The following is a 24,096-nucleotide window of genomic DNA, read 5'->3' on the forward strand; positions in this document are numbered from 1 at the left end:
ACGTACTTTTATATTCAAATTTAAGCAGTTCTAGCTCTTTTCAATCTTTACAAATGCATAAAATAAGATCTCAGTATCCCATTCTTGAAAAATACACCTATCTCAATACGGCAAACCATGGCTTAATTTCTCAAGAATTAATGGACTATAGAATCAATGAGATGGGAAAAATGCGAGATCAGGCTAGTTTATACACAAATACTAGAAACGATTTTATAGATGAAGTGAGGATAGCTATAGCGCAATTTGTAGATGCGACGATAGAGAATACTGCTGTGATTCCTAATTTCTCTACAGGCTTCAACACGCTGATAGAAGGTATTGATAAGCAATCTACATTTTTATTGCTAGATGGTGATTATCCATCTGTAAACTGGCCAGTGGAGACTCGTGGTTTTAATTGTTTTTATGCCAATATTAATGAAAATCTAGAATCTAATATTCTTGAAGCTTGCGAACTGCATCAACCCGATTTTTTCTGCTTCTCTGTGGTTCAATATATTTCTGGAATTAAAATTGACTTAGAATTTGTAAAGCAGCTTAAAGATCAGTTCCCAGAGATGGTAATCATTGGTGATTTAACTCAATACATAGGGACAGAGGAATTCCGCTTTCGCGAAAGCGGACTAGATATCATCCTAGCAAGCTGTTATAAGTGGTTAAATGCAGGTGATGGAAATGCGTTTATTTGCGTTAAAGAACAGATCAAGGAAGTAATTAAACCCACCAGAATTGGTTATCGCAGTACTAAAAATGTTAACGATACAATACCTGAGTTCATAGGCAGATTTGAACCTGGGCATCAAGATATGATCGCTTTTGGTAGTTTGAAACTAGCGCTGGAAGTAGCGTTAAAAATAGGTCTAGATAAAATACAAACTGAACTGCAACACTGGTCTGAAATAGCTAAGGCCGAATTTAAAAGTCGAGATTTGTTAGATGAGGCCATAGTAAAGAGAAAACAACATTCTACCATTTTTAATATTAAAGGAAGTCATGATTTATATAATAAGCTCTTAGATCATGGCGTTGTCACCTCATTAAGAGGTAATGGAATAAGAGTTAGTTTCTCTTATTTTAATAACGATAAAGACCTTGCTAGACTACTGGAAGTATTAGATTTGTAATACAACGATTACCACAATATGAAACATACGTATATATTATTCTTCTTTTTATGCTCTGTTATGGGATATTCTCAAAATCCTAATGATTGTACAGACGCCATATTATTATGTGGTGATACTAGTTTTGGTATCAGTCCTTCTGGGATAGGAGTTAATGAATTTGCGCAAGCTGGTAATCCTGTGCCTACTTGTTTCTCATTTCAGACTAATCAAGCTTGGTTTAGAGTAGAGGTACAAACAACGGGTACTTTTAGTTTTGCATTGTCACCAGATACGGCTCAAGCAGATTATGATTTTGCAGTTTTTGGACCTGTAGTGGATTGTGATAATTTAGGCGCAGCTATACGTTGTTCCAGTACAAATCCGCGTGATGCAGGTGTGACTGGTGAAACAGGTTTAAATAGTGTAGAAACGGATTTTATTGAAGGTCCTGGTGCAAATGGTAATGGTTTTTTACAAGAACTTACCGTTAATGCTGGCGAGGTATATTATGTGATTGTTGCACTTGCAGTAGGTACTGGTGGTTTTAGTATCAGTACTGGCGGTACTGCAGACTTGCCACCTGCGCCAGTAGCAAATCCTCTAATGGATTTGGAAGTTTGCGATAATGCTGGTGCACAAGATGGTTTTAGAGAATTTGATTTTAGTTCATTAAACTCTGATGTGTTATTAGGTCAGACCAATACCACAGTGACTTATCATGAATCACTAAACGATGCAAACATAGGTATCAATGCAATCACTTTCCCATATACTAATATTACAAATCCGCAGGATATATATGTAAGAGTTATTAGAAACGATTCTGATTGTACTGACTTTACAGATTTTACCATATTAGTCGATGATCCCAATATCGATACGGATATAGATCCATTTATTATTTGTTCAGATAATGCTACAGAACCATTTGATTATAATACGGTCATTGATTCTATATTACCCAATGCTAGTAGCTTTAATGTGACTTATCATTTAACGCAAATGGATGCGCAAGATGGTCTAAATGCTCAAGGCTCTATGTTTACTGCAACTACAACTGAAGAATTTTACTTTATTAGGGTTGTTGATCCTACTGGTTTATCTTGTGATTATGTTTTAAATACATCAATATTTGTCGCAAATCCACCAGCAATTGCGATTCCCGTAGATTTATTTCTATGTGATGATGATTTTGATGGTTTTTTGAATGTTGCATTAACAGATCAAAATAATGAGATCTTAAATGGATTAGATCCATTATTGCATCAAGTGACCTTTTATGAGAGTGCAGCAGATAGAACCGCTGGACAGAACGCGCTAAACAGTAGTTTTACTACGACACAAAATCCGCAACGCATTTATGTGAGAGTAACAGAAACGAGTACCTCTTGTTTTAGTGATGTTGATTATCAAATTACGATAAGGCCTAGACCTGTTTTACAAAGTCAGGCCGATATTATAGTATGTGTTGATGCTGTGGTACCTACCACCATTAGTGTCGCTGCCGGATTTGATTTTTATGAATGGAATACTGGTGAAATGGGCGCAACGACTAATAGTATTGATATCAATCAACCAGGTGATTATACCGTTACAGTGACTAATAACTTTGGGTGTGAGAGTTCTTTAATCATTACAGCATTACCATCTGACGTTGCAACTATAGATGATATTATCACCCAAGACTTCAGAAATGGCGATAACACAGCGCAATTCATTGTTTCTGGACCTGGTGATTATGAATTTTCAGTTGACAATGGTCCTTTTCAGGATTCTAATTTCTTCAATGGTCTTTATAAAGGCTTTCACACCGTTAGAATAAGAGATAAGAACGGATGTGGAACGATTACCGAAGAGTTTGCTGTACTAGATTATCAGCGATTTTTCACACCTAATGGAGATGGTTTTCATGATTACTGGACGCTCGATGGATTAACAGACTATCCAGATGCTATTATTTTCATATATGATAGATATGGAAAGTTATTACATCAAATGGCTCCAGATGGTATCGGTTGGGATGGAACGTTTATAAACGCTCCCATGCCTTCAAGTACTTATTGGTTTACGCTTAAGATTGAAGGTAAGCCATTAGTAAAAGGATACTTTGCTTTAAAGAGATAATTATCTTAGTTCCGCTTTCGCGAAAGCGAGTTATAAAAACCCTTCAGGTATCCATATTCAATATAATACAAGGCATCTAAATTTTTTTATCTAGACCTCTTCTTATCGCATTTTAATCATAATAATGATAAAGCTATCATCAACTATGGTATGCAAATTGTTTACAATAATGAACTATTACTAGTAATCAATGGTTTAACGAATGTGATATCTCGGTAAGATTAAATGTAGTCCAATATCGCATAAAACATACATTAAAACGTTGATAATTGTATTTTGTCGATTATTTTTGTCCGCATTTTTTTAAATGACCTAGTAATCAATTTATTAGTGAAGTTTGATATGTACTGTTTTAGAATTGAATTATGAAAACTAAAAAATTAATGCTCAAATTTATTTTTACACTTATGATTATGACGCTGGCGAGTGTTTATAGTCATGCACAAGTAGGGATTGATACTGATGTGCCTATGGCGGCTCTAGATATATCTTCTACTGACTCTGGATTGTTAGTGCCTCGTATTGCTCTAACAGACTTAAATACTGCTTCTCCTGTTACTAACCCTAATGGAGCTAGTCTAGTAGATGGAACGATGATATGGAATACAGGTACAGGTGGAGTTCCTTTAACAGGATTTTACTTCTGGCAGGATAGTAAATGGAATCTAGTCGTAAGTGATAATCAACCACAGGTGTATTTTGGTAAGTTGTTAATCACAGCTGCAGGAACTATTGTTATAGAGGATCTGCCTTTTCAACCTAGTGCTATAGAATTTACTGCTGTTAATAGAATTCAAGGTTTTAATGATGGTGGTTACAGATCAGCCTCAAATAATTCAAATGACATCAGAATGGCTGGTGGTCAAACTATGGGATATGCACAAGATTATGGTACAGGTATAGATCAACAGGTAATCTCTAATGGAGCAAATGGTTCTAGTATTAACAATATAGGTACTTATTCTTCAGACAGTCATTGTATAGCTGCTTACTTTGTAAATAATAATGGTGAGCCTATTCATGATAATGGATCGCCTACTGGAGGTACTGATGATCAAGGTGGATTAATATCTGCTTCATTAGTAAACTTTACTGATGATGGATTTACATTAAACGTAGATAATTTTCTAGCTGGATCGACTACAAATGATAGAACTAATCAAATCGTCGTGATTTTTAAGGCATATAGATAATTAAGTATAGAATTGATTTTTTATCATAATCGCGGTCTTATTTACGCGGTTTAGACACTTAGTATAGTTTTTGTAGTGGTGGATTGTCCAATACTTAAGGTTGTGGAGACTAGCTTTGCAAAAAAAATTCATGATTTTGATTTATCGCGTTTGCCTTATTGCATTACTCTTCGGTTTACAGTTTGCACAAGCACAACAATTCCCTTTAGATTTTGAGGGAAATCAATTTCCGTTTACAGGATTTTCTGGCTCTTCTTTTTCTTTTAGAACAGATCCATTACAGTCCTCAAACAACGTAGGTCAATTTTTCAATGATGGTAATCAGTCCAATCAGGGCTTTTTTAGAGATCTTTTTACTGCAGTAGATTTGAATGTAGATCAGAATGTGACTTTGAGATTTTATGCGTTTGATCCTAACGCCCATAGTATCTTATTAAAGTTAGAAAATGGAAATCAACCAGATGTAGAGGTGTTAGGTCAGTCCAATGGAGCTGCAAACAACTGGCTAGATATTAATTTTGACTTCTCTAGCGCTATGGAGAGCGCTTCTGGTAATATGATCTCTGCTATAGGACAATACAGTCGGGTAACGATTTTCATTGATTATGGGTCTAATATACCAGGTACTTATCTCATAGACCAAATTAATAATGGTGCTGTTGTTGTCACTCCTAACCCGATAGATGTGGTGTATACAGATTTAGTGTGGTTTGATGAGTTTGATAATGCTGGAACCAATAATCCCATAGACGCTACAAAATGGTTTCATCAAACCTTATTGCCTAATGGCAATAGTTGGTTTAATGGTGAGCAACAGCATTATACTAATAGGATTGATAATTCTTTTGTAGAAAACGGATTTTTGAACATCGTTGCAAAACGAGAGAATTTTACAGATCAAGGACAGACCAAACAATATACCAGTGCTAGACTTAATTCAAAATTTGCATTCACATATGGAAGAGTAGATGTGAGAGCAAAATTACCCTTTGGCGATGGGACATGGCCTGCGATATGGACTCTAGGTAAAAATATTAATGAAAATGGCGGTTACTGGGATAGTACTCATGGGACAACTAACTGGCCTTTATGCGGTGAGATAGATATTATGGAGCATGGATTAGGTGCTGTTAATCATGTATCTAGTGCTTTACATACTAATTGCGGAGGATGTTCTGGAAATACAATGAATTTTCAGTCAACAACGTTACCGGATGTTGCTAATGATTTTCATATATACTCTATGAACTGGTCGCCACAGCAAATCACTTTTTTGATAGACGATGTACCTTTTTACACGTATAATCCTGTAGTAAAAGATGTAAACACCTATCCGTTTTATGAAGATCAATATTTGTTATTAAACATTGCGATGGGCGGCGTTGCAGGTACTATTGATCCTAGCTTTTCACAAAGTAGTATGATCATAGATTATGTGCGTGTCTATCAAAATACCTTAAGTCTTACAGATGCAGATACTATTAACGCAACGGTTTATCCTAATCCATCTAGCGAGTTAGTTTCTATTGCGAGCACGACGACCATAGATCATATCGAGCTATACACGATGCTGGGACAGCGAGTTATTGAAAAGATTAGCGAATGCCATACATTAGACGTTTCTAATTATGACAACGGTATGTATGTTTTAAAAATTCATTCAGGCAATCAGGTTCAAACTGAACGATTAGTGGTCTCGCATTAATGATTAATTAATGCGCCTCTAACCAATTCTGTCCAATTCCAACTTCCACATCTAGTGGAACGGTCATTTTATAAGCATTTTGCATTTCATCTTGAATCAGTTTTTTCATATCTTCTAACTCGTCATTATGAATATCAAAAACAAGTTCATCATGTACTTGAAGCAACATTTTAGACTTGCAATTCATTTCTTCAAACTTTTTATGAATGTTAATCATTGCAATCTTGATAATGTCTGCAGCACTTCCTTGTATAGGTGCATTAACAGCATTACGCTCTGCTGCGCCTCGTACTACCGCGTTAGAGCTATTAATGTCTTTTAAATAACGACGTCTACCTAAAACTGTTTCTACATAACCATTCTCACGAGCAAAATCTACTTGATCTTGCATGTATGCTTTGAGTTTAGGATAGGTAGCATAATAGGTGTCAATCAACTCTTTTGCTTCGCCACGAGATAAGTCGGTTTGATTACTTAACCCAAAGGCACTTACTCCATAGATGATTCCAAAGTTCACTGTCTTGGCATTACTACGTTGTTCTCTTGTCACATCTTCTAGAGCAACATTAAAAACTTTTGCAGCTGTAGAAGCATGAATATCTTCACCGCTTTGGAATGCAGCAATCATATTTTCTTCTTCACTTAACGCAGCAATAATACGTAGTTCTATTTGAGAATAATCGGCAGCTACAAGTGTATAATTTTCATCTCTTGGTATAAATGCCTTACGTACTTGACGACCACGCTCAGTACGAATAGGAATGTTTTGTAAGTTAGGATCTGTAGAACTTAAACGGCCAGTTGCCGCAACAGTTTGCATATAGTTCGTGTGAATGCGTTGCGTTTTGGCATCTACCTGATTAGGTAGAGCATCAACATAAGTAGATTTCAATTTGCTCAAGCCACGATAATCGAGGACATTTTGAATAATTGCATGATCTTTTGCGAGGTAACTTAGGACATCTTCAGCCGTTGAATATTGCCCAGTTTTGGTTTTTTTAGGTTTATCAACAAGCTTTAGTTTTTCAAAAAGAATAATACCTAGTTGTTTAGGAGAACCTATATTGAATTCTTCTCCTGCGACCTCATAAATGTCTTTTTCTAGTTGAGCGATATCTGTTTCTAAATCACCAGATAGTGAGCTCAAAAAATCTTCATCTAGATTAATCCCTTCTATTTCCATCGCAGCCAGTACATCAAGTAAAGGCATTTCTATATCCTTAAACAACTTGTCCGTTCCTGCACTAGCTAGTTCTGGCGTGAAATGTTCTTTGAGTTGTAAAGTTACATCGGCATCCTCAACCGCATATTCCTTTTGTTTTTCCAGATCCACATCACGCATAGAAAGTTGGTTCTTTCCTTTTTTACCTATTAGTTCAACTATAGATTGTGGTGTGTAATTTAAATACGTTTCGGCCAGTACGTCCATGTTATGACGCATATCAGGATTTATAAGATAATGAGCTAGCATGGTATCGAACATAGGTCCTTTAACATCGACGCCATATTTATCCAGTACTTTAATATCATATTTTAAGTTTTGACCTACTTTCTCAATGGATGTATTCTCAAAGAATGGTTTTAATTGATCGACAATAGCCTGGGCAGCGTCACGATCTTCAGCAATCGGTAGATAAAAACCTTTTCCTTTTTCCCAAGAGAATGCGATTCCTACCAGCTCTGCCGTGAGTGGATCGAGCCCTGTAGTTTCTGTATCAAAACAAACGCTGGATTGCTGCATCAACGATTGTAAGAACAATTTAGTTCCCATTCCTTCTTGAACGAGTTGGTATAAATGATCGCTGGTAGCAAGCGTTTGTCTTCCTGTTGTTGAAGCCTCAGCAGCAGTTCCAGATCCTGGAGCGTCAAATAAAGAAAATTGACCAGCTCCTGCATCAGAATTTGAATTTGAACTCGAATTTGAAGAGCTTGCTGGAGCAACCTCTTTTGAGAAAATCTTTGCAAGAGTTTCTTTTGCACGACGGAATTCTAATTCGTCAAAAATCTCATGAACAGCTTCTACATTAGGATCGTCTAACTCATAATTTTTTGCATTAAAAGTGACTGGGCAATCTAGTCTTATGGTCGCTAGTTTTTTAGAAAGCAATCCCAACTCTGCATTGGCGATAACTTTTTCTTTCATCTTACCTTTCAGTTGATCAGTATTAGCAAGAAGCCCTTCCATAGAGCCGTAAGCGGCTATGAATTTTTTAGCAGTTTTGTCTCCTACACCAGGTAATCCAGGGATGTTATCACTAGCATCTCCCATCATTCCTAGATAATCGATTACTTGTTCTGGTCGCTCTACTTCAAATCTTTTTTGTACCTCAGGAATTCCCCATATTTCTATTCCATTACCCATTCGGGCAGGTTTGTACATGAATATATTTTCAGATACTAATTGAGCATAATCCTTATCTGGTGTTACCATATAAGTAGTAAAGCCTTCTTTTTCGGCTTGCTTTGCTAGTGTTCCTATTAAATCATCTGCCTCGATTCCTTCTACGACTTCAATAGGAATGTGCATGGCTTTTAAAATACGCATGATATAAGGCACCGCTATTTTAATTGCCTCAGGTGTTTCATCTCGATTTGCCTTGTAGTCTTCATACATCTCCACACGATCTGCACTTCCACCTTTGTCAAATGCAACGGCTAGATATTCTGGTTTTTCTCGTCTTATAACATCAAAAAGCGAGTTTGTAAAACCCATAATCGCACTAGTGTCCATACCAGCACTATTAATTCTAGGGTTTTTAATAAGCGCATAATAACCTCTAAATATTAAGGCATAAGCGTCTAGGAGAAATAATCTTTTATCGTTAGAACCGTCGTTAGTCATCTTCAAATTTTATGAGTGCTAAAGATAAAAAACGAACCTAGGAAAATAGGAATTCAAAACAGCATTTATGACTTTTTATGCACAAGACTTAACCCTTTTAATTAGCAATAGCTGGATAAGTATTTCGCTTTCGCGAAAGCGGAATTATCATAATCATTATCGTTTTAATAGATAGAAATTTATGATAAATGATGAGGTCGTTAATCGTTTTCACGATCCTCAAAATCCTTTCTTAAATCTAGTTTTCTAAAAGTAGGAGAGACCAATGCGGTAGTAATCACGGTTATTAAAGTCATGGTGCCACCAAAAACAACGGCTGTTACGGTTCCCATTAATTTTGCTGTGACACCACTTTCAAAACCGCCCAATTCGTTAGAAGATCCTACAAACATAGAGTTTACAGAAGCTACACGACCACGCATGTGATCTGGAGTTTTAAGTTGTAAAATGGTCTGACGTATGACCATAGAAACACCATCTGTAACTCCACTGAAAAATAGAGCTATAACAGAAATCCAGAACGATGTAGAAAGCCCGAAAACAATAATGCAAACTCCAAAACCAAAAACAGCCATGAGTAATTTCATTCCAGCATTTTTACTAATAGGAATGTAAGCTGTAGCTATCATGGTCAGAATCGCACCTACGGATGGCGCAGCGCGTAAGATGCCAAATCCTTCACTACCGACATCTAAAATTTCTTTGGCAAAGATGGGTAGTAACATTACCGCACCACCAAATAATACAGAAATCATGTCTAGTGTTAATGCTCCTAAAATCGCTTTGGTCTTAAATACAAATCCTAAACCTTCTTTTAAACTTTGTAAAATAGGTTCGTTAATTTTTGTGTTATGAATAGGCTTTTTGGAAATAAAGAATACGGTAATAAAAGCGAGAGAAACCATGCTGAAAACAATGCATAATGACCAGTGTACACCAAACCAACTAATCGCAAACCCTGAAAAAGCGAGTCCTGCAACTGATGCAATTTGCCAGGCAGAACTGCTCCAAGTTGCCGCATTAGGATATGCTTTTTTAGGAACGAGTAAAGCGATTAATGAAAAAAGAATAGGGCCAAAGAAAGACCTTAAAATACCACCGAAAAATACTAGAGCATATATGCAATACAAAATCCTATTTGTAGACCAGTTTTCTACAATTGTAGGCCAGGTAAGTAAAAATAACCCCAAGCTAATTAACGAAAATGCGCCTATACAAAGTGCAAGTAAATTGCGTTTTTCTCTCTGATCCACAATGTGACCAGCAAATAATGCCATACAAAAAGCTGGGATAAATTCCATTAACCCTATGATTCCCATCGATAATGCATCATTAGTTAACTCATATACCTGCCATTCAATCACAATAAATTGCATGGACCAACCAAATACTAGTAAAAAACGCATCATCAAAAAAATGTTGAATTCTTTAAAACGTAACGCTGCGTAGGGATCGTTTTTAGTCATTTATTAAAAGATTATTGTTTTATGTGGCAAGTAGTATTAATGATTGCGCAAGATACTTGTTTGCCATAAGATCAACTTTAGTTTAACAATCTACCAACATTTTAATGCTGATTTATGCAATAGATTCGCACGATGCGTTTTATTATATTTTTTGCCATAGTAATTTTACTTGAAATTTATTCTTTCCAACTGATTAGGACCTTATCTCGCGGTCATTGGTGGAAATGGGTTTATCTAGGAATTACAGTTTTAGTTATAGGAAATGTATTTCTACAGTTCTATTTGAATCCTAATCGCGGTGTTGTTTCTGGGGCAAGAGACCTTGCCATCACCTTGTTTTTAGCATTTTTAGCAGCGCAATTCATCTTTGTGCTTGTTATGTTAGGAGAGGATATTTTTAGGTTTTTTGAAGGTGTTTATTACTCGCTTTCGCGAAAGCAAACTCCAGATCAATCCTTTTTACCTAGTAGAAGAGCGTTTATTTCAAAAGTAGGGTTGGGATTAGCAGCCTTACCATTTGGAGCAATTCTTTACGGAGCATGGAAAGGGAAATATAATTATCAAGTGCGTGAGTATGAATTGAGTTTTAATGATTTGCCAGAGGCTTTTGATGGGTATAAAGTGACACAGATTAGTGATATACATGTTGGGAGTTTTGACGATAGGGAAGAAGTCGAGTATGCGATAGACTTAGTTAATAAACAAGGCAGTGATGCTATTTTTTTTACTGGAGATCTGGTCAATAATATAAGCACAGAAATGCATGGATGGGAAGACGTTTTTGGAAAGTTGAGCGCAAGCGACGGTGTTTATTCTGTTTTAGGGAATCATGATTATGGAGATTATTATGGTTGGGAAGGAACTAGAGAAGAGGTGTTTGCTTTAAAGAAAGCAAACATGGAAAAGTTATATAGTATACAAAAGCAGATGGGCTGGCGATTATTGCGAGATGAAAATATTGCAATAAAGCGAGGTAATGATTTACTGAATGTCGTCGGTGTTGAAAATATTGGGAATGGGCGTTTTCCAAAATATGGTGATTTAAATAAAGCCTCAGTAGGTTTAACTGAGAACGATTTTAAAATTTTATTGAGTCATGATCCTTCACACTGGGAAGATGATGTGAGGCATAATGATTTAAATTATCACTTAACTTTAAGTGGTCACACTCATGGAATGCAATTTGGAATCGAGATTCCTGGTTTTATAAAATTAAGTCCTGCGTGGTTTGTTTATAAAAGGTGGGCTGGCATTTATAAAGAGTTTGGTAGGTTTATAAATGTCAATCGTGGTTTTGGATTTCTGGGCTATTCGGGAAGAGCTGGGATCTGGCCAGAGATTACTGTGATAACCTTAAAAAAATCAAAGAATAGTATAAACTAATACTCGTTGAGAGCTTGTTAAGAATACATTAGTGATTCTGTAATGCTTTTTACGTACATTTGATAAGCTAACTAGTTGATTATGTCAAAATTTGGGGAACTTATAAGTGCCGATGTGCCAGTTTTACTCAACTTCTTTACAGAATGGAATGAGGATTCTGTGGGCATGCATGAAGTTTTAAGAGATGTTGCAGCCGCGATAGGTGACAATGCAAAGGTTATTAAAATTAATGTAGATAAAAATCCAGAATTAAGTGATGCCTTGCGTATAAAGGGATTACCTACTCTTATTATCTACAGAAATGGAGAGATGAAATGGAGGCAAAGTGGTGTCCAGGATTCTAATTCCCTGATTACTTTGTTGAAGCAGTATGTTTAATAATGGCTGTTTTATAGCCTTCAGATTCTAGAAATCTAAAATATTTAGGTAAAATTACTTTTAATTTTTCAAAGGCTTTTTCGCTATCGTGAAACACGATAATGCTACCGTTTCTAGTATTCTTCTCAAGGTTTTTTAGACATGATGTAGCGCTGCGGTTTATATCAAAATCACCTGATAAAACATCCCATAACACTATTTTATAACCTTGAACCCTTAAGCTCTTTGCGATACTGGAAGTGATTCTTCCATAGGGTGGACGGAATAATTGAGAATTTATAACAGAATTTGCTAAATCAACATCTTCTAGATAGCTGGTGGTTGTGGTTTTCCAACTATTTAGATGATGAAAAGTATGATTGCCTACCGCGTGACCTTTAATAGGTAAAAGGTCGTAAATATCAGTATGACGTTGAACACAATCACCTATACAAAAGAAAGTAGCCTTAAAATCGTACCGTTCTAATTCTTGTAATACATAAGGTGTCACAACAGGATGCGGCCCATCGTCAAAGGTGATATAAACAACTTTATCCTCGCGGGAACCATGCCATAGGTATCCTGAAAACAGACTAGAAAACCAGTCTTTTATTATATCAGGATACCAACGCATTATTTATGGTGTGTCTTGGGGATTTGTTTCTATAATATCTTCAGTGACAGTATTATCTGTCGCTTCTTGAAAAATATTATCCAATTCACTCGTCGGAATTTCTTCTCTACTCGATCCGCCTATTGTCTCTTCTGGGCTATAGAATTGAGTGAATTCTAGAACATATTGATTGAAAACATCTTTGTGTTTTTGTACCATTTTATCGTCTTCATAAAAGATGGCAGATTCTACAAGACTTCTGTAACGTTCAACTGCAGCAATAATGTCTGAGTAACTTGCTCTACGTTCATCAATATTAAGAGCTTTATAGAAATCGATTTCATCTTGATATTTTAAAATTACACGATCTAAAAGATTTTGAGCTTTATCAACCTGGCCTACTTCATAATATCCATTTACAAAAGGTTCTATCATTGAATAATGTCCATAAAGGTCTAGAGGCATTTTCTCCATACCTAAATCTAGAATCTCTTCTGCCCTTTTATAATCACCAGCTTTAGTAAGTGCTTCTGCAACACGGGTTACATTGCTGCGATAACCTACACTATTACGTCTGGTTTCTACATCATAGTACATATCTGGATTACCACTATTTCCCCAATCCCATTTTTTAAGAATCTCATAACCACGGTCTGGATCTACACGTCCCATATCAAATGGATCACGTCTATTTTCTGGCTCAGTCTTAATAGGTAATAATCTGAATGCGCAGCCGTCTAATTGTAGATAGTCTTTCATCCATATGTAGTCATCATCGCCAAATGCTCCACCAGAAAAGTAGATAGGGCGTTCCCAGTTGTTGGCATTGATAATATCTAACATAAACATTCTGTTCTTATAAACTAAGCTGCTATTAATTTCAATGACAATTTCATCAACTATCTTATCAGCGTCTCGTTGAGGTACAACGCCATTTTTAAGAACCGCTTCTTTATTTACAGGTATGCGTATGAATTTTGTAGGGAAAGTATGTTCCCAATGATCGTTACGCATTTGTTCTTGAGTAATTTTCTTATCACTTGCCACCCATTCCATCCAGTCTTTAAGGTCCAAGGTGTCAGGTAAAGAACTTTTTCCACCGGTACGCTGCAATACACGCTCTTTATCTGCAAACCATAAGGCATCTCTGGTACCATAGGTGTACTTATCATGTGTTAATGTAGAAGGTACTGGATCACTATCCCACGCTTTCTTCTTCATGTCGTCCATGTACCAATCTGTAGCAAGTAATGATGTACAAACTACTCTCACATCTGTTCGATAACCTTCTACTTCCTGTAAATACCATAATGGGAAAGTGTCATTATCACCTATCGTAAAGATTAATGCATCAGGTAAACAGCTGTCTAGGTATTTTTTTGCACTAGTTAAAGCTGAATATTTTCCAGATCGATCATGATCATCCCAGTTTTGAAATGCCATTAATAATGGAACCGCTGCAAAACAAACGGTAAGAGATAGAATTCTTGCTGTTTTTACAGATATAGAATCTTTAATACCTTCATAAATAGCATAAACGCCCATACCTATCCACATGGCAAATACCAAGAAAGAACCCACATAAGCATAATCACGTTCACGAACCTGATACATACTTTGATTAAGGTAGACTATAATTGCTAGCCCTGTAAATAAGAAAAGTACCAGCGTCACATAAAATGACTTCAAATCTTTTTTAGCATGAAAAATCATACCTATGAGACCTAATATTAGCGGTAAAAAGAAATAGGTGTTTCGACCTTTATTATTGAGCATGTCCTCAGAGAGGTTGTCTTGAGTTCCTAGATGCCATTCATCTATAAAAGGTATTCCGCTAATCCAGTTACCGTTAAAAGGATCTCCTTCTCCTTGAATGTCATTCTGTCTACCAGTGAAATTCCACATAAAGTATCTCATGTACATATATTGTACTTGATAGTTCAAAAAGTAAGAAGCGTTGTCTAGCCCATCAGGTTTTTCAATAACAACAGCTTCTCTTAATTCTACTAGAAAATCTACATATTCCTGTGCACTTATACGACCATTTTCATAATTGCGTTTGTAATCTGCGAGAACAGTTTGCAATTCCATACTAGACGCATATTCTGGCTTAACATAGTAATTTAAACCACCCATAAAGTCTATATAATTAGTCGCTCTAGATGGGTCCGTCATTCTTGGGAATAAACCTTTATGGTCATCGTGTGTGTTTTGTAAAGAATTCTTATAATTATTTACGATTACATACTTTCCTAATTTATGATCTTTTTCATACTTAGGTTTTTCGTCTAGATATGGGGTTTCAGGATCTAATCCTGCATAGATATCTGTGAATGCTTCTCCATAAAATAAAGCTGGTGCTGGATATTGCTCACGATTATAATAAGCTAATAGTGCACGGGCATCATTTGGGTTGTTTTCGTTGATAGGAGTCCCAGCATTAGCTCGTATAGGCAACATAGTCCATGAAGAAAACCCTATTAGTACAAACATGACACATAGTGTGATAGTGTTTAATAAAGGTTTATTACGCTTACGCGAAAATCGAATCAAGAAAACAAACAATGCAATCACTAGGATTAACATTATAATAGAACCAGAGTTAAAAGGTAATCCTATATCATTAACAAAAAATACTTCCATGTATCCAAAAATAGACAGCGTATATGGTAGTAGTAATTTGAAAACAAAAAGTAATACAGCAACGACTGAAATATTTGCGATAACAAAGTTCAAAGGTGTAATTTTCTTATAATGCTTAAAATACCAAAGCATTCCAATAGCCGGAATCGTAAGTATTCCCATAAAGTGAACGCCGAATGATAGACCTACCGTAAAGGATATTAGTACTAGCCATTTATTACCTCGAGGTAAAAACATATCTCGTTCCCACAATAACCCCATGTAAAATAATGCGCTCATTAATAGGGCAGCAGGAGCATAAACCTCTGCCTCAACAGCATTAAACCAAAAACTATCGGAAAAAGTATAAGCAAGACTACCTATAGCTGCCGCTCCTAAAATCATAAAATCATTACTAGCCTCTCTTAAGACATGTCTTTTTAATAAAAGCGTTAGAGACCAAAACATGAATAAGATTGTAAACGCACTGGAGAAAACAGACATCATGTTAACCATATATGCGATTTGACTTTTATCTAAAGCAAACATGGAGAAAAACGCACCTAGCATTTGATAAAGAGGTGCTCCTGGTGGATGTCCTACTTGAAGTCCAGATGAAGTGGCTATGTATTCACCTGCGTCCCAAAAACTTACGGTAGGTTCAACAGTAAGCCAGTAGGTGATTAAGGCGATCGCAAATACGACCCAGCCAGCTATTTTGTTAAGTTGATTGTAATTCAATTTCATAGTATTTTTTAGCTAAGGCGAAAATAATATTAATATATCTAACCTACATGATGTAACTCAACTTACTCAGTTATAATTGAGTTAGAGAGATGTGAAATATTTATTCAACGTGTCAATTTGAAAAAAATGATATTAATTGAGAAAAAAATCGAATTCTATTTGCTCAAAAACTTATTTGTTTTAAATTTGCATCCGAATTTGTCCCATGGTGTAATGGTAACACTCCGGTTTTTGGTACCGTCATTCAAGGTTCGAGTCCTTGTGGGACAACTTTTAAATCCTGATTCTTAATTGAGTCAGGATTTTTTTGCTTTTATAATAACTGTATATGTGAAAAAGCACCTCAAGGATATCGAGGTGCTTTTTTATTTTATGCTTTCGCGAAAGCGATATCATTAATAACTATTTGATCCTAAAGGTAACAACAGGTAAGGATGAGTGGTTTACAATATCTTCACTAACGCTGCCATTAAAGAAATGCGATATACCGCGTCTTCCATGCGTTGCCATACCTATTAAGTCTCCTTTAATATCTTTAGTGAAGTTAAAAACACCTTCTTCAATGGAGAAATCATTGTAAATAGTGTAATCAGTAGGTTCGACATTAATGTCTTTTAGGTATTCCTTTACTTTTTGTTCTGCTTTTTGAGTATTTAAAAAATTTGACGGAGTATTTACATAGAGCAAGTGTAATTTGCATCCAGTGCCTTTTGCAAATGCAGCTGCCTCTTTAAGCGCGTTACTAGATTCTGGATCTAAATCTGTTGCAAAAACAAATTCATTAACATCTAGTCTTTTTTTACGGTCCTTAATAACAAGTACTGGGATTTCTGAATTGCGCACTACTTTTTCTGCATTTGAACCTATGAAAATATTTTTCATGCCGCTAGCTCCATGGCTACCCATTACAATTAAGTCTGCATTATGTCTTTTTACAGTATCCATGATACCGCTGAAGGCTGCGCCAGTTTCAACATCACCATGTATGGTGACGTCGTTTAAATAATCTGCTTTTAGTAAGTTGTCAAACTTTTCTTTGGCTAATTTCATAAAAAAAACAGCTTCCGGTAAATTTGAGCTGGCATTATTTGCCAGATGTAAAGGAAGGTCTAATTGGTGTAATAAGAAAATCTCACCATTGTTTTCACGAGCTATATCTGCCGCAACACGCAAAGCATTGTCTGCTTGTTCTGAAAAATCAGTAGGTACGATTATTTTTTTCATAGAGTTGGATTTAGGACTATAAAGATAAGTAATTCTGTTTCAAGCTGACAGTGTGAAATATCGCTTGCAAAAGCCTAAAAAAGTCGTATATTTGCAAAGTATTTAAACAATATGAGGGGACAGATGTCCCCTCTTTTTATAAAATATGCTGAAAGATACCGTACAAGATTTACTCGATGATGCCTTTGAGGAGCGACCAGATTTGTTCCTTATGGAGATGACAATAGATGGAGGTAATGACATTAAAGTTATTATAGATGGTGATGAAGGTGTGACTGTTGCTGATTGTATTTTTATATCGCGTGCGGTGGAACACAACCTAGATAGAGATGAGGTTGATTTTTCTCTAGAAGTAGCTAGTGCTGGTGCAAGTGCGCCGCTTACATTGCCTAGGCAATTTAAAAGAAATGTAGGTAGGCAGTTAGAGGTTATTGATAGGGAGAAAAAGAAAGAAACTGGTGAGCTGGTATCTGCAAATGATGAAGGTATTGCAATTCAGTGGAAGGCGAGAGAGCCTAAACCGATTGGGAAAGGAAAAGTAACGGTTGAAAAAGAGTGGTCGATCAAATATGACGACATTAAACAAGCAAAAGTGATTATAACATTTAATTAATAAGTGAATATGGAAAATCTCGCATTGATCGAGTCTTTTTCTGAGTTTAAAGATGATAAAATGATAGATCGTGTCACGTTGATGGCGATCTTAGAAGATGTTTTTAGAAGTGCTCTCAAAAGAAAGTACGGCGATGACGATAACTTTGATATTATTATTAATCCAGATAAAGGAGATTTAGAGATCTGGCGTAACCGTGTTGTGGTCGCTGATGGTGAAGTTGAAGATGATAATTCAGAAATTGAATTAACGGCAGCTCGTAAAATTGAGCCAGATTATGAAGTTGGTGAAGATGTAGCTGAAGAGGTAAAGTTAATTCAGTTGGGTAGACGTGCAATTCTAGCATTAAGACAAAATCTTATAGCTAAGATTCATGAGCATGATAATACAAATATCTATAAGCACTTTAAAGAGCTTGAAGGAGAATTGTATAGTGCAGAGGTTCATCACATTCGACATAGAGCAATCATTTTGTTGGATGATGAAGGAAATGAAATCATTATGCCTAAAGATCGTCAGATTGGTTCTGACTTCTTTAGAAAAGGAGAGAATGTTAGAGGTATTATCGAGAGTGTTGAGTTGAGAGGTAATAAGCCTAATATTATACTTTCTCGAACTTCTCCTAAGTTCTTAGAAAAGCTTTTTGAACAAGAAATCCCAGAAGTTTTCGATGGTTTAATTACTGTTAAAGCAGTTGTTCGTGAACCAGGTGAGAAAGCAAAAGTAGCAGTAGATAGCTATGATGATCGTATTGATCCTGTTGGAGCTTGTGTAGGAGTGAAGGGTTCTCGTATACATGGTATTGTTAGAGAGCTAGGGAATGAAAATATTGATGTTATTAATTATACTTCAAATACTCAGTTGTATATTGCTAGAGCTTTAAGTCCTGCAAAAATTATTTCTATGGAAATAAATGAAGAGACTAAAAAAGCTGAAGTAAGATTGAACCCTGAAGAGGTTTCAAAGGCAATTGGTAGAAGAGGTCATAATATTAGATTAGCTGGTAAATTAACTGGCTATGATATTGATGTTATTAGAGATGGTGCCGAGGAAGATGTTGAGCTGGCTGAGTTTAGCGATGAAATCGAGCCTTGGATCATTCAGGAATTTAGTAAAATTGGATTAGATACGGCAAAAAGTATCTTAGAACAAGATGTTACTGATTTAGTAAAGCGTACAGATTTAGAGGAGGAAACAGTCATTGCGGTTGTGAATATCCTTAAATCAGAATTTGAAGATTAGATAAAATAAAAGTCAACCCATAACCATTTATGGCCGAAGTAAAGAACATGAGACTCAATAAGGTGCTAAGAGAATTTAATATATCTCTGGATCGTGCTGTAGAACATTTAGCTGCTCAAGGAATTGAGATTGAAGCTAGACCGACTACAAAAATCGATGCAGATGTATACAAGGCTCTTGCAGATGAGTTTCAAACTGACAAGAGTAAGAAGGTAGCTTCTAAAGAAGTTGGTAAAGAGCGTCGCAAAGAACAGGAAGAGTTGCGCGAGCAGCGTGAGAAAGAGCAGGAAGAGAAGCAAAAAAGGCAAGAAGTTATTAAAGCCAAAGCCACTCTTGACGGTCCTAAGCAAGTAGGTAAAGTTGATTTATCTGGTGGCGCTGATGCAAAACCTGTCGAAAAGAAAGAAGAGCCTCAAAAACCAGTCGAAAAGAAAGTTGAGCCAGCTCCAACTGAAGTAGTTGAAGATTCTTCTCCTAAAATTGTTTCTAACCGTCCAAAGGTGCAAGAGACGAAGGTGAAAGGTAAAATAGATCTTGAACCTAAGAAGAGACCTGTTTCTAAGAAGAAAGATGTAGCTTCACAAAAGCCTAAAGTTGAGAAATCGCCTAAGGTGGAATCCAAAGTTGATAAGCCTAAAGTAGATAAAAAGCCTGATGCAAAGAAGGAGTCTGTTGAAAAAACTTCAGTAACTAAATCTACTGAAAATAAGACTTCTGAAGCTAAGACTCCCGAAGTAAATCAAGAGCCTGAAAAGATTAAAACCGAGTATCAGAAACTTGGTGGTTTAAAAGTTACAGGTAAAACGATTGACTTATCTCAATTTAAAAAGCCTAAGAAAAAGGAGGATCCTAACAAGCGCAAGCGTAAGAGGATAACAAAATCTCCGGGCTCATCTGGTTCTGGAGGAAATCGCTCAGGTGGTAATAGACGTGGTCCTGCTCAAAAGCGCACTCCTATAGTTAAGGCTGAGCCTACAGAAGAAGAAATCCAAAAGCAGGTAAGAGAGACTCTTGAAAAGCTTCAAGGAAAGTCCTCTAAGTCTAAAGCGGCTAGATATCGTCGTGATAAAAGAGATTCTCACCGTGAAAAGGTTGAAGCTCAAGAACAAGCTGATTCAGAAGAGAAAATCTTACAAGTTACAGAGTTTGTAACAGTAAGTGATATATCTACTATGATGGATGTTGCTGTTAACCAAGTGATTGGAGCTTGTATGTCATTAGGTATGATGGTGACAATGAACCAAAGACTTGATGCAGAAACTATTTCTATTGTTGCAGAAGAATTTGGTTATGATGTTGAGTTTGTTAACGCAGATATTGAAGAGAGCATAACTGAAGTTGAGGATAGTGAAGAAGACTTAACTACACGAGCTCCTATTGTAACAGTTATGGGTCACGTTGATCACGGTAAAACATCTTTATTGGATTATATCCGTGAAGAAAATGTTATTGCAGGTGAGAGTGGTGGTATAACACAGCATATAGGTGCTTATGGTGTTCAATTAAAGAACGGTCAAAAGATCGCATTCTTAGATACACCAGGTCACGAAGCATTTACAGCGATGAGAGCTCGTGGTGCGCAAGTTACTGACCTTGCTATTATTGTAATTGCAGCAGATGATGATGTGATGCCTCAAACTAAAGAAGCAATTAGTCACGCACAAGCAGCTGGTGTGCCTATTATCTTTGCAATAAACAAAGTAGATAGAGAAGCGGCTAATCCTGAAAAAATTAAAGAAGCACTTGCTCAAATGAATTTGCTTGTAGAAGATTGGGGTGGTAAAATCCAATCTCATGATATCTCTGCAAAAACTGGTCAAGGTGTTGAAGAGTTATTAGAAAAAGTATTGCTAGAAGCTGAATTGTTAGATCTTAAAGCTAATCCAGACAAACCTGCTGTCGGAACTGTCGTAGAGGCGTTCTTAGATAAAGGTCGTGGTTATGTTTCTACCGTGTTAGTGCAAGCAGGAACATTGAGGATAGGTGATTACGTACTTGCAGGTCGTAATCATGGTAAGGTTAAGGCGATGCAAGACGAGCGTGGTAATAACGTCGATGTAGCTGGTCCTTCTACACCGGTTTCAATATTAGGTTTAGATGGCGCACCTACTGCAGGTGATAAGTTCCATGTATTTGAGGATGAAAAAGAAGCGAAAGATATTGCTTCAAAACGTACTCAACTACAGCGTGAGCAATCTGTTAGAACGCAAAAAACTCTTTCTCTTGATGAGATTGGTCGTCGTATTGCATTAGGTGACTTTAAAGAATTGAACTTAATACTGAAAGGAGATGTTGATGGTTCTGTTGAAGCATTAACAGATTCATTCCAGAAGTTGTCTACTGAGGAGATCCAAGTTAATATTATACATAAAGCGGTTGGAGCAATTACAGAAAGTGATGTGCTTCTAGCTTCTGCTTCTGATGCAATCATTATCGGATTTAATGTACGACCTCAAGGTAATGCAAGATCTGTTGCAGAGCAGGAAGAAGTTGATATCCGCATGTACTCAATCATATATGATGCTATTAATGACCTTAAAGATGCTATGGAGGGAATGCTTTCTCCAGAACTTAAAGAAGAGATTACTGGTAATGCAGAGATTAGAGCAACATTTAAAATATCTAAAGTAGGAACTATTGCTGGTTGTATGGTTACTGACGGTAAGATATATCGTAATAGTGGTGTAAGATTAATACGTGATAGTGTTGTTGTTTACACTGGTGAGCTTTCTGCCTTAAAGAGGTTTAAAGATGATGTTAAGGAGGTTGCAAAAGGATATGAATGTGGTATGCAAATTAAAAACTACAACGACCTTCAGGAAGGAGATATTATAGAATGTTTCCGTGAAGTAGAGGTAAAGAAAAAGTTGAAATAATCTTTCAATTTTATTTATAAAAAAAAGGCGATTTCGTTAGAAATCGCCTTTTTGATTTTTAAGAGATATTTAAATTATGGCTTTAATATAAATGCGTTAGGAAATTCTTTCTTAATTTCAATTAACGCTCTTTCTGCTTCTAATTTGTTTCTGTAACTACCTACCCATAATTTAAAATTGGGTGCTTCATATTCTAGGTTTGATTCCCATGTCATTGGGCTTGCTTTGTATTTTGCTTCTATTTTTTTAGCCCCTTCTATTTCTCCATAAAACAACTGAATGGTGTAGCGATCTTTGAATTTTCCTTCCTTATCCATAGATATTTTTTTAGAAATAAGGCTTTCTATTTTAGTTTCTTCAACTTGATTTGAATGTTGGGCAAGCGCTATGGAGCTCAACATTAATATTGCTACGGTTACTACTATTCTTGAATTCAGGTGCTTATGCATATCTATGGATTTTGTTATTCCGCTTTCGCGAAAGCGAGTTTATTTAGAATTATTATAAATTATTTTGTTCAATTTAACTGCTGCAAAATTATAGACTTTATACCTTATTTTTGCGGCAGCATTTACGATACGGTAAAATACCGTAATTATTGTGCCAAATTTATTGCAATATTCAGTAAAAGACATGATAAAAAGGAAATTACATTTTTCCGCTTGGCAATTTATACTTGCGTCTGTTTTTGTAACGTTTTCAACATTAAGCGTTTACGGTCAGGATGCAGCCACAAATGATGGCGAGCCAGCGGCACCTGTTGAAGCATCCGGATCTGGGAATGCAGCTGCAGGAGAGGCTTTATTTAAAGCAAACTGTGCGTCTTGTCACAAACTTTACAAAAAAGCGGTTGGGCCAGCGTTACATGAGGTATCTCAAAAATATGACCGTGAGTGGTTATATAGTTGGATTACAAATTCAGCTGCTTTAATTGCTAGTGGTGATGCGCAAGCGGTAGCGGTTTACAATGAGTATAATCAGACTGCGATGAATGCTTTTCCGCAATTATCGAATACAGACATTGATAATATTCTTGCGTATACTGATACACCTAAGCCTGCGCCGGCTGCTGCGGTTGCGGGAGCTGTAGGTGGTGGTCAAGCTACTGGTGCCACAGATAACTCTTTAAATAGTATCGTTCTGGCAGCGCTGGCGCTCATATTAGTACTATTAGTTGCTTTGCTTTTTGTTGTAAACAGTACATTAAAGAGGTTTGCAGATGCTAATGGTATTCAAACTGACTTTGAAGAAGAAAAAGAAGTGCGTCGTCCTATTTGGAAGGCTTTTGCTGAGAATCAATTCTTGGTATTGGTAAGCGCAGTGTTCTTATTGTTAGCAAGTGCATATTTTGCTTATGGTGCTTTAATGTCAGTTGGTGTGGATCAAGGTTATGCTCCGGTGCAACCTATACATTATTCGCATAGAATACATGCTGGGACTAATCAAATAGAGTGTAAGTATTGTCACTCTAGTGCTAGAGAGTCTAAGCATTCAGGTATTCCTTCATTGAATGTTTGTATGAATTGTCATAAGTCTGTAGGTGAAGTTGCAGATGCAACTTACCAAGAAGGTATAAATGAATATGGAGTCGATTATAATAAAGAGATTCAAAAGTTATATGCAGCAACTGGATGGGATTCAGATGAGCAAGCATTTACGGGTGAAACGCAGCCGGTAAGATGGGTTCGTATTCATAACTTGCCAGACCTAGCGTATTTCAACCATGCGCAGCATGTTACGGCAGGAAATATAGCTTGTCAGCAATGTCATGGTCCTGTAGAGGAAATGGAAGTTATGTATCAATACTCACCTTTAACGATGGGCTGGTGTATTAACTGTCACAGAGAAACTAATGTAGATCTAGCAAATAACGGGTACTACGAAAAAATTCATGAAGAGTTGTCTAAGCAACGTGGTGGTAAACAACTTACTATTGCAGATTTAGGTGGTCTTGAATGTGGTAAATGCCACTATTAATAA

The 24,096-nt window shown here is 36.4% G+C and carries 16 protein-coding genes and 1 tRNA gene; 11 read left to right on the forward strand and 6 right to left on the reverse strand.

What is annotated here, in order from left to right:
- Positions 1-53 precede the first annotated feature (53 nt).
- The 4 genes from IL45_RS11060 (at position 54) to IL45_RS11075 (ending at position 6,131) form a co-directional block, all read left to right on the forward strand.
- The gene (locus IL45_RS11060; protein WP_036583857.1) at positions 54-1,127 is read left to right on the forward strand and encodes an aminotransferase class V-fold PLP-dependent enzyme; all 1,074 of its coding nucleotides are present in this window, start codon (positions 54-56) and stop codon (positions 1,125-1,127) included.
- A gap of 18 nt (positions 1,128-1,145) precedes the next feature.
- The gene (locus IL45_RS11065; RefSeq protein WP_036583859.1) at positions 1,146-3,233 is read left to right on the forward strand and encodes a T9SS type B sorting domain-containing protein; all 2,088 of its coding nucleotides are present in this window, start codon (positions 1,146-1,148) and stop codon (positions 3,231-3,233) included.
- Between the two features lie 365 nt (positions 3,234-3,598).
- Positions 3,599-4,426, forward strand: coding sequence for a hypothetical protein (locus IL45_RS11070; protein WP_036583861.1), 828 nt, complete (start codon positions 3,599-3,601; stop codon positions 4,424-4,426).
- A gap of 130 nt (positions 4,427-4,556) precedes the next feature.
- Entirely contained in the window at positions 4,557-6,131 is a 1,575-nt protein-coding gene (locus IL45_RS11075) for a family 16 glycosylhydrolase (protein WP_036583863.1), read from the forward strand.
- Between the two features lie 7 nt (positions 6,132-6,138).
- On the opposite strand, the gene polA is transcribed toward IL45_RS11075, so the two are convergent.
- Together polA and IL45_RS11085 are read right to left on the reverse strand one after the other, a co-directional pair.
- The gene (gene polA / locus IL45_RS11080) at positions 6,139-8,973 is read right to left on the reverse strand and encodes a DNA polymerase I (protein WP_036583866.1); all 2,835 of its coding nucleotides are present in this window, start codon (positions 8,971-8,973) and stop codon (positions 6,139-6,141) included.
- A 200-nt stretch (positions 8,974-9,173) separates the two neighbouring features.
- Entirely contained in the window at positions 9,174-10,439 is a 1,266-nt protein-coding gene (locus tag IL45_RS11085) for an MFS transporter (protein ID WP_036583868.1), read from the reverse strand.
- A gap of 132 nt (positions 10,440-10,571) precedes the next feature.
- Between IL45_RS11085 and IL45_RS11090 the strand changes: the two genes are divergently transcribed.
- Together IL45_RS11090 and IL45_RS11095 are read left to right on the forward strand one after the other, a co-directional pair.
- Positions 10,572-11,822, forward strand: a complete 1,251-nt coding sequence (locus IL45_RS11090; protein WP_036583870.1) for a metallophosphoesterase — start codon at positions 10,572-10,574, stop codon at positions 11,820-11,822.
- A gap of 81 nt (positions 11,823-11,903) precedes the next feature.
- Positions 11,904-12,200 carry a thioredoxin family protein gene (locus IL45_RS11095; RefSeq protein WP_036583873.1) on the forward strand — a complete coding sequence of 99 codons (297 nt, stop codon included), beginning with the start codon at positions 11,904-11,906 and terminating at the stop codon, positions 12,198-12,200.
- Here IL45_RS11095 and IL45_RS11100 read toward each other — a convergent pair.
- Both IL45_RS11100 and IL45_RS11105 read right to left on the reverse strand, forming a co-directional pair.
- Entirely contained in the window at positions 12,175-12,813 is a 639-nt protein-coding gene (locus IL45_RS11100) for a polysaccharide deacetylase family protein (protein WP_036583876.1), read from the reverse strand. The two genes, IL45_RS11095 and IL45_RS11100, sit on opposite strands and share 26 nt — an antisense overlap.
- A gap of 3 nt (positions 12,814-12,816) precedes the next feature.
- A complete protein-coding gene (locus tag IL45_RS11105; RefSeq protein ID WP_036583879.1) occupies positions 12,817-16,161 on the reverse strand; it encodes a DUF2723 domain-containing protein in 3,345 nt (1,114 codons plus the stop codon).
- Positions 16,162-16,360: 199 nt separating this feature from the next.
- Here IL45_RS11105 and IL45_RS11110 point away from each other — a divergent pair.
- A tRNA-Gln gene (locus IL45_RS11110) sits at positions 16,361-16,431 on the forward strand.
- A gap of 132 nt (positions 16,432-16,563) precedes the next feature.
- Here the strand turns inward: IL45_RS11110 and IL45_RS11115 are convergent.
- Positions 16,564-17,385, reverse strand: coding sequence for a universal stress protein (locus IL45_RS11115; RefSeq protein ID WP_036583881.1), 822 nt, complete (start codon positions 17,383-17,385; stop codon positions 16,564-16,566).
- Positions 17,386-17,530: 145 nt separating this feature from the next.
- On the opposite strand from IL45_RS11115, the gene rimP reads away from it, so the two are divergent.
- Genes rimP through infB form a run of 3 tightly spaced genes read left to right on the forward strand, consistent with a single transcriptional unit; the run spans position 17,531 to position 22,116 of the window.
- The gene (rimP, locus tag IL45_RS11120; protein ID WP_036583883.1) at positions 17,531-17,998 is read left to right on the forward strand and encodes a ribosome assembly cofactor RimP; all 468 of its coding nucleotides are present in this window, start codon (positions 17,531-17,533) and stop codon (positions 17,996-17,998) included.
- A gap of 9 nt (positions 17,999-18,007) precedes the next feature.
- Positions 18,008-19,240 (forward strand): transcription termination factor NusA, encoded by a 1,233-nt coding sequence (gene nusA / locus IL45_RS11125; protein WP_036583886.1) that lies wholly within the window; start codon positions 18,008-18,010, stop codon positions 19,238-19,240.
- A gap of 29 nt (positions 19,241-19,269) precedes the next feature.
- Positions 19,270-22,116 carry a translation initiation factor IF-2 gene (infB, locus tag IL45_RS11130; protein ID WP_036583888.1) on the forward strand — a complete coding sequence of 949 codons (2,847 nt, stop codon included), beginning with the start codon at positions 19,270-19,272 and terminating at the stop codon, positions 22,114-22,116.
- Positions 22,117-22,190: 74 nt separating this feature from the next.
- Here the strand turns inward: infB and IL45_RS11135 are convergent, their stop codons facing one another.
- The gene (locus IL45_RS11135) at positions 22,191-22,565 is read right to left on the reverse strand and encodes an SPOR domain-containing protein (RefSeq protein WP_036583890.1); all 375 of its coding nucleotides are present in this window, start codon (positions 22,563-22,565) and stop codon (positions 22,191-22,193) included.
- 184 nt (positions 22,566-22,749) lie between these two features.
- On the opposite strand from IL45_RS11135, the gene IL45_RS11140 reads away from it, so the two are divergent.
- The gene (locus tag IL45_RS11140; protein ID WP_036583893.1) at positions 22,750-24,093 is read left to right on the forward strand and encodes a c-type cytochrome; all 1,344 of its coding nucleotides are present in this window, start codon (positions 22,750-22,752) and stop codon (positions 24,091-24,093) included.
- The last annotated feature ends 3 nt before the right edge of the window (positions 24,094-24,096 follow it).

The organism is Nonlabens ulvanivorans, from assembly GCF_000732625.1.
Lineage (GTDB): Bacteria > Bacteroidota > Bacteroidia > Flavobacteriales > Flavobacteriaceae > Nonlabens > Nonlabens ulvanivorans.